We start from the raw sequence: 7989 nt of genomic DNA, 5'->3' as shown, positions 1-7989 counted from the left end.
CCCGCCGCCAGGGAGTCGTGTCGGTCACCGGGCCGCCGGTCCCTCAAGGGCCCTGCCGCCCGGACCGCCCGGAGAGCCCGGGACGCCCGGACCACCCGGACCACCCGGACCGACCGGACCGACCGGACCGACCGCGCCCCCGGGCGACGGCAGCGCCCACCAGGCCGCCAGGCCGATGATCACCCCGGTGAGCACGGTGGACGGCCCTCCGATGTCCGCGTACAGGAAGTCGGTCAGCTGCCACACGAGGAGGCCGAGCGCGATCAGCCCGCAGTCGCGGCTCCCCCGTGCCCGGCGGTCGGCGGCGTACCGGCGCAGGCCCGCGACGAGGAGCACCGCCCAGCCTCCCGCCAGGGCGAGCAGTCCGGTCAGGCCCTGCTCGCCGAGGACGAGGAGGTACATGTTGTGCGGGGACAGCAGCGGCTGCTTGATGAACGCCTGGCCCGCCCCGGCGGTGTCGCTGCCGGAGGACAGGCCGAGCGAGGAGTGGCCGTCCCGGTGGGCGGGGAAGCCCTTGAGCCCCACCCCCACCGCCGGCCGCTCCCGCCACATCGACTCCGCGGCGGCCCACATCGTGTAGCGGTCGGTGACCGACTGGTCGGGTGCGCTCGACACCTGGGTGATGGAGGTCAGCCGCTCCGCGACCATCTCGGAGCCGACGCCGAGCCCGCCGACCAGCACCACGCCCAGCGCGGTCAGCGCGACCAGCACCTTCAGCGCCCGCCGGATGCCGGCCAGGCCCATCACCAGCAGCGCGGCCCCCGCGGTGGCGATCCAGGCGCCCCGGCTGAAGGACAGCACCAGCGGCACGACCAGGACCAGCGCGCAGCCCCCGGCGATCCGGCGGACCCTGGCCGGGAGGCCGGGCGCGAGGGCGGCGGCGGTGGCCACGGTCAGCCCGTACGCGACGACGGTGGCCATGCCCATGACGTCGCCGGGGCCGAAGGTGCCCACGGCCCTGATGTCCTCGCCCTGGTAGGAGGCGCCGGTGTGGGTCGCGAACTGCGCGACGCCGACGGCGCCCTGTACGAGCGCCAGCACCACGAAGCACCCGGCGGCGATCCGGAATTCGCGGGCGTCGCGCACCAGCAGCACCACGGCCGCCGGGACGAGCACGAAGACCTGGAGGTAGCGCACGAACCCGGGCAGGGCGGCGTGCGGGTCCCCGGCGGTCATGGTGGAGACGGCGAGCCCGACGCCCGGGGCCCCGAGGACGAGCACGCCCAGCGGGGTCAGCGTCCGTACCCGGCCCCGCAGCGCCTGTACGGCGCAGACGAGGGCGAGCAGCAGTGAGGCGGCGTCGGCGGGGCCGACCTTCCCGGAGGCGGTCGCGTCCCCGGCGGGGAGCGGGGCGAGGAGGAACAGGACGGTCGCGGCCAGCGGCAGCAGTGGCCAGTGGCGGCGCAGCGGGCCGGCCGGATCGGTGATCCGGGCGGGCCCGGCGGCGGCGAGGCTCATCGGTCAGCTCCCTCCCAGCCGGAAGCGGAAGAAGGAGGCCGCGGTGCGCGCCAGGATCCACAGGTCCTGCCACAGCGACCAGGTGTCGATGTAGTGGTTGTCGAAGCGGGCCCGGTCCTCGATGGAGGTGTCCCCGCGCAGTCCGTTGATCTGGGCGAGTCCGGTGATCCCGACGGGCATCCGGTGGCGGGCCTCGTAGCCGGGGTGGACGCTGCTGAACTTGGCGACGAAGAAGGGCCGTTCGGGGCGGGGGCCGACCAGGCTCATGTCACCCCGTACGACGTTCCACAGTTGCGGCAGTTCGTCCAGGGAGGACTTGCGCAGGAAGGAGCCGACGGGGCTCATCCGGCGGTCGCCGGCGACGGTCCAGCGGGTGGCGGACTCGTGCTCGTCGGCGCGCAGGGTACGGAACTTCAGCAGGGTGAAGGGGCGCCCGTAGAGGCCGACCCGTTCCTGACGGAAGATCACCCCGGGTCCGTCGGAGATCCGTACGGCCAGTGCGCAGGCGCCCATGACGGGGGCGGCGGCGAGGAGGGCGAGGGCGGCGAGGAGGGAGTCGATGGCCCGCTTCGCGGTGCGCTCGGCGGTCCGGGCGGGGCGCGGCAGCAGCGGCTGTACGGCGTATCCCCACAGCTGGTCGGCGGGCTGCGCGACGCGCATGCCGGTGACCTTTGCCGTCCCGGCGGGGTCGGCGAGCCAGAGCCGGCAGCCGTGGTCGTGGAAGAGCCGGACCAGGGAGGCGGTGCGTTCGTCGGCCTCGGGGGGCCGGGTGAACACGGCGTGCCGGACGGAGTTCTGGATGACGGCGCGCCGGACGTCCTCGTGGGTGGCGAGTACGGGGAGCTGGCCGCGTTCCCCGTCGGCGGGGGCGGCGGTGTCGGCGATGCCCACGGGCCGCAGTCCGTACTCGGGGCGTCCGTGCAGTGCGGCGGCGACGGCGCCCGGCCCGTCCCCGGGGCCGACGACGAGGGTGGAGACGGGGTGGCGCAGGGCCGAGCGGCGGCGGAGCGCGTGGACGGTGCCGCGGCCGGCGCAGACCAGGAGGGTCTGGAGGGCGACGGCGCCCAGGAGGGTGCTCCAGCCGAGGGACTGCCGCGGCCCGGTGGTGGCGAGGACGGCTGCGGCCCCGCACCACAGCACGGCGGCCCGCCCGGCCAGCGCGGGCAGTTCGAGCAGGGCGGAGGGGGTGAGCCGGGGCCGGTAGAGGCCGCCCTGCGCGTGCAGGGCGGCGAGCAGGACGAGGAGCAGGAGGACGCAGGGGCCGGTGGCCGAGGGCGGCAGGACGTCCGCGGGCAGGGTGGCCGCCGTGCCGGCGGCGGCCAGGGCGTCGGCGGTCACCAGCGCGGCGACGCCGTCGCGGCGGCTGATCCGCTGGGGCCGGACGGCGGGCCGGGCCGGGTCGGCCCGGGGTCCGCGCGGGGGGTGGATCGCGGGCACGGCACGGCGGGCTTCCGCGGGGGGCGCGGGTGCGAGGGCGCCGCCGCCGGCGGGCGCCGTGCCGCCCTGCCCCGTGTGCCGGGCGGGTGCGCTGTCCATCGTCATCGGCTGACGCTCTCCTGGTTCAAGGGCCGGGGCCTGCCCAGCAGTTCGTGGTACAGGCCGGTGACCGCGTCCGTGGTCCGCCGCACGTCGAACTCCGTCCGGGCGTGCTGCTGGGCCTGCTCCCCGAGTTCGGTGAGCAGCCGCGGCTCGGTGAGCAGCCGTCCCAGGGCCTTGGCCAGCGCCGTCGGGTCCTCCGGCGGTACCAGGCAGAGCCCTCCGTGGCCGGGCGGCAGGCTCTCCCGGGCACCGCTGACGTCGGAGACCAGGACCGGGCGGCCGCAGGCCATGGCTTCGAGCGGGGCGAGCGCCATGCCTTCCCACCGCGACGGCAGTACAACGAGATCGGCGGCCCGAAGCCACGGTCGGATGTCGGCGGCGGCCCCCGCGAAGTGCACGCCGGGCGGGGCGGCGCGGCGCAGCCGCTCGGCGTCGGGGCCGTCGCCGACGAGGGCGAGGCGGGCGTCGGGGACGTTGCCCAGCAGTTCGGGCCAGGCCCGCAGCAGGACGTCCTGGCCCTTCTGGGGGCAGAGCCGGCCGACGCAGAGGGCGAGCGGCCCGTCGCCGGTGAGGGCGGGGGGCAGCGGGAGGGCGGCCCGCGCCTCGGCGCGTTCGCGGTCCGGGTCGCGGTGGGCGGGGCGGAAGCGGTCGAGGTCGACGCCGTTGCGGATCACGGACCAGCGGGCGGTGATGCCTTCGGATTCCCCGGCCCGGCGTTCGGATTCGCTGACGCAGAGCACCCGGTCGGCCCAGCGGGCTCCGGCCCGTTCCCAGCGCAGCGCGAGGGCGGCGGTGGCGCCGCCGACGGCGTCGAAGGACCAGGCGTGCGGCTGGAACACGGTGGGGATGCGGCCCCGTACGGCGATCCGTCCGGCCAGTCCCGCCTTGGCGCTGTGGAGGTGCAGCAGGTCGGGGCGGACGTGGCGGATCAGCCGGGCGGCGCCGAGCACTTCGGCGGGCAGGCCGGGGCCCGGGGAGCGGCCGGCGCGCCAGGTGAGCACCTCGGCGCCGGCGGCGCTGGCGTCGCCGGTGAGCCGCCCGCCGCGCGGGCAGCCGACGAGGACCCGCAGTCCGGCGGTGGCCTGGGCCCGGACGAGGTCGGTGACGACCCGGGCGACTCCGCCGTCGACGGGCTGCACGAGGTGCAGGACGGTCAAGGGCTCCGGGGCAGGTGTGGGGGCTGGTGAGGACTGTTTCCGCACGGGGAGTGGTCTCCTGCGTTCAGCGGCGGGCGTCTGTCTGAACGAAGAGCACACCGAGGAATTGACCCTGACTTTCGCCCGTGAACCTGAAGTTCAGGGTGTGGGCGCCCCCGGACAGGGCGGGGCTCAGATCGAACACGTCCGCGTCATATCCGAGGTTATTCATATGTTCGGGCTGTCGCACGAACGAGGGACCTCCGAATTCTGTGATAGTAGAATTCATCACATCATTGAAAGGGTTTTCGGCATCGCTGATGCTGATCCGGCGGCCACTGTCGGCGGTCACCGTGAGCGAGTCTCCGAGGGTCCCGCGGTCTCCGTCGTACGCCACCACCCCGGCGCGTCCCGCCGCCCCGGCCGGCGCGTTCAGCCCCGCGATCTCCACCGTCTCCCCGGCGGCCTCCCCGGCCCCGGCGGCCAGCGACTCGAAGCCGTCCCACAGGGAGATCCGGCGCAGCGGCTCCTGGGGGTGCTCGTACGCCACGACCAGGGTCCAGCCGCCCCAGGCACCCACCTCGGAGTGCCCCATGGCGATGTTGAGCTGGGCGACCGTCCACATCCCGGCGCCCCCCTTGCGCACCATCGGGGTCACGTCGGCGGAGGCCTGGTAGGCGTCGCTGCCCGCGTCGGTGTGGTGACCGACCACGGTGTCGGCGAGCACCGCCCTGTAGGCGCCGCCCGGTTCGGCGACCAGCACCCGGCCGTTGTCCTCGGGCGGTTTCTGCTCGCCCACGCGCAGGTTCCCGCCCCAGTACAGCCGGGCGTACGAGACCTTCGCGCCCGGCGGCACCTTGAGTTCGGCCCGGGTGGAGTTGTAGGTGTCGGGGTCCTTGTCGACCTCGTCGTAGAACATCTCGAAGTCGCCGTTGACCCCGGCCGCCCCCTTCTGCACCTCCGGGCACGGCTCGGCCTGGGGGGACTCGGCCGAGCGGCAGCTGATCGAGGAGTTGGAGGCCCGTACCAGGCCGCCGTGCTGGACCGCCTGGTAACGCTGCGTGAAGGGGATCCGGGGTGATTCGCGGACGGCGGCGGAAGGGGCCGGGGGTGCGGCGGCTTCCGCCACGGGGACGAGTGCGGAAAGCGTGAGGCAGGACAGCAGGCCGACTGTGCCGAGGATTCTGCGGGAGGAACCCATGACGCCTGTCTCCATTTTCGATCAAGGGGACAAAACAGGAGTGCACTTTGTCAGAAATCAGGCCGGAAATCACGCCGGACTCGCTCGTACGGCCTTTTGGGCGATGGATCGCACCCTCGTGTCGGGCGGGTCGTTATGGGTTGCACCATTGTTCGAACCCGAAAGGAAAAACGGGGATGAGGGCGAGGCTTGCGCGCGGCACCACCACGGCCCTCGCGAGCACCACGATGCCGCCGGGCGGCGCGGGCCCCGACTCCGCGCACGGCGGGTACGGGGCGACCGCGGACGGCGTCGCCGCCGGTCCCCCCGGCACCCCGAGCGGCAACCCGGCCCCCGCCGACGCCCCGGTGAACGCGTGCGGCAGCACCGTCAACGCGACCGCCCCGCCCACCCCTCGTTCGGCAACCCCCGCGTGAACGCCTGAGCGTCAACCGTGCCGTCCGAAACGGCGGCATCCGAGTGAAGTCACGCAACCCCCGCCCGGGGCGGGCCGTTGATCCGGGTGCTCCTGTACCGGGCAATCCTGCAAAAAAGGGACAACAATGATCAAGAAGTTTGCGGCCGGCGCAGCAGTTGCCGCCTCCGTCATGGGTCTCGGTGCCGCCATGGCCCCGCAGGCGATGGCCATCGGGAACGACAACGGCATCAACACCGTGAACGGCAACAACTCCGCGCAGATCTACGGCAACCAGGCCACCTACGGCAACATGAGCCCGCAGATGGCGCTGATCCAGGGCTCCTTCAACAAGCCCTGCATCGCCCTGCCGGCCAAGGCCAACGTCCAGTCGGTACTGGCCCTCATCAACGTCGGCGTCCAGGACATCCCGGTCCTGTCCAGCCCGCAGAACCAGCAGTGCACCGAGAACTCCACCCAGGCCAAGGGCGACGAGGCCCTCTCGCACATCCTGGACAACATCCCGGTCCTCTCCGGCAACGTCTCCGCCGGCAGCTGACCGCACCCAGCGCCGCGCGCCAGCGAGGCCGCCGCACCCTCGGGGCGCGGCGGCCTCGCCGCATGTCGGGCCCCCCAATTCCACGACCGTAAATAGGGGCGGGAATTGTACGGACGAGCGGCCGGACCATCGGAGTGAATTCGTCCACACCCTCCGGAAAATCTCGGTTTCCTTTTACCCGGCCGCTCGTTGTTATTTGTGCAGCGGATACACCTCTGCAGGAAGGATTGAAATCAAATGAGCTACAAGAAGGCAGTCGTCCTGGCCGCCGGCATCCTGATGGCCGCCGGTGCCGCCGCCCCCGCCATGGCTGACGCGGACGCCGCGGGCCAGGCCGTCGGCTCCCCCGGCGTGCTGTCGGGCAACCTCATCCAGGTCCCGGTGCACGTCCCGGTGAACGTGTGCGGCAACACCGTCAACGTGATCGCGCTGCTGAACCCCGCGTTCGGCAACACCTGCGTCAACGCCTGACGCAGCGCCTGTGCCCACCAGGGCAGACCTCCTCGGGTGGCCTCGGAGTGCACGGCGGTGCACTCCGAGGCCGTCTTGGATTGAGCACCGGCCACCGCGCCGGTAGACAGGGAAGGACCCATGCGACAGGTACTGAGCCGACAGGTACTCGGCAAGGGGGTGCTCACGGCGGCGGCCGCCTCCAGCCTGCTGTCGATCGCGGCCGGCGCGGCCTACGCGCATCCCGGGGCGATGTCCGAGGCCTCTCATTCGCCGGGCGTGCTGTCCGGCAACAGCGTCTCGGTACCGATCACGTTCGCGCCCAACGTGTGCGGCAACAGCGTGGACGGGGGTGCCGCGCTCAACCCCGCCATGGGGAACACCTGTGTCAGCACGACCGGCTCCCACGCCGGCCACGACTACGAGCGCTACCTGAGCCCCGAGAACTCCGCGGCCCTGGAGCGCTACCTCGACGAGCGCGACGAGCGCGAGCAGCACCGGGGCGGCCGGCACGCCCTGCCCGCCCAGCGCCAGGACGAGGAACGCGGCTACGGGGACGGCGGCTACGGGGAGGGCGGCCACGAGGAGCCCCGCGCGCACGCACCGCGGCACGCGGCACCCCGCCCGCAGCAGGACCGGCACGAGGACCGGGGCGGCTACGGCGGCCAGGGTGACGAGGACCGGGGCCCGCAGGGCGAGGAGGAGTGCGACGACCACCCCCGGCAGCCCGCGCCCCACGCCGAGCACCCCGCACCCCACCCGGCCCCGCCGGCCCCCGCCCCGCACCACCCGCAGCCCAAGCCCCTGCCGAAGCCGCAGCCGCAGCCCCACCCCGCGCCCCGCCCGGCGCCGGTCGCGGAACATCCGGCACCGGCCCCGGCCCCGCACATCCCGGAAGCGCAGGCACCCGCCCCGCAGCCGGAGGAGCAGCCGCACACCCTCCCGGCGCCCCTCCCGGCGCCCGTCCAGGAGGCTCCCCGGCCCCCGCTGCCGGAGGAGCAGCCCCGGCAGCAGCCCGAGGAGCAGCCGCACACCCTCCCCGCGCCCGTCCCGGCGCCGGCCCCCGCACCCCCCGCCGCCCGGGAGGAGGCGCCCGCTCCCCGGCCGCCGCACGGCAGCCAGCCCGTGGAGCGCCCCGCGCCCGCCCCCGTACCGGTTCCGGAGGCCGTGCCCGCGGCCGACCAGCCTCCGGCGGCCCCCGCCGGCGACTTCCCGGTGCACCTGCCCCCGGTGCCGGCTCCCGTCCCCGCGC

The 7989-nt window shown here is 74.3% G+C and carries 8 protein-coding genes; 4 read left to right on the top strand and 4 right to left on the bottom strand.

Going from position 1 to position 7989, the window contains the following annotated elements; genetic code table 11:
* Positions 1-24: 24 nt before the first annotated feature.
* From AB4039_RS40425 to AB4039_RS40410, 4 genes are all read right to left on the bottom strand, one after another.
* Entirely contained in the window at positions 25-1458 is a 1434-nt protein-coding gene (locus AB4039_RS40425; protein WP_266839600.1) for an O-antigen ligase family protein, read from the bottom strand.
* 3 nt (positions 1459-1461) lie between these two features.
* Entirely contained in the window at positions 1462-2994 is a 1533-nt protein-coding gene (locus AB4039_RS40420) for a sugar transferase (protein ID WP_266841712.1), read from the bottom strand.
* Between the two features lie 2 nt (positions 2995-2996).
* Entirely contained in the window at positions 2997-4154 is a 1158-nt protein-coding gene (locus tag AB4039_RS40415; protein ID WP_266839602.1) for a glycosyltransferase, read from the bottom strand.
* 64 nt (positions 4155-4218) lie between these two features.
* Positions 4219-5334 carry a DUF3344 domain-containing protein gene (locus AB4039_RS40410; RefSeq protein WP_266839604.1) on the bottom strand — a complete coding sequence of 372 codons (1116 nt, stop codon included), beginning with the start codon at positions 5332-5334 and terminating at the stop codon, positions 4219-4221.
* Positions 5335-5510: 176 nt separating this feature from the next.
* Here AB4039_RS40410 and AB4039_RS40405 point away from each other — a divergent pair, with 176 nt between their 5' ends.
* The 4 genes from AB4039_RS40405 to AB4039_RS40390 form a co-directional block, all read left to right on the top strand.
* Positions 5511-5750, top strand: coding sequence for a chaplin family protein (locus tag AB4039_RS40405; protein ID WP_266839606.1), 240 nt, complete (start codon positions 5511-5513; stop codon positions 5748-5750).
* 126 nt (positions 5751-5876) lie between these two features.
* On the top strand, positions 5877-6287 hold the full coding sequence (locus AB4039_RS40400) for a rodlin (protein WP_442273125.1): 411 nt from the start codon (positions 5877-5879) through the stop codon (positions 6285-6287).
* 237 nt (positions 6288-6524) lie between these two features.
* Positions 6525-6758, top strand: a complete 234-nt coding sequence (locus tag AB4039_RS40395; RefSeq protein WP_442273124.1) for a chaplin — start codon at positions 6525-6527, stop codon at positions 6756-6758.
* 120 nt (positions 6759-6878) lie between these two features.
* On the top strand, positions 6879-7989 hold a 1111-nt coding region (locus AB4039_RS40390; protein ID WP_442273123.1), incomplete at its 3' end, for a chaplin family protein.

The sequence above is a fragment of the Streptomyces sp. M-16 genome, from assembly GCF_052114405.1.
Lineage (GTDB): Bacteria > Actinomycetota > Actinomycetes > Streptomycetales > Streptomycetaceae > Streptomyces.
The sequence above is the reverse complement of the archived record's forward strand: the minus strand, read 5'-3'. Positions and strand labels throughout refer to the sequence as shown.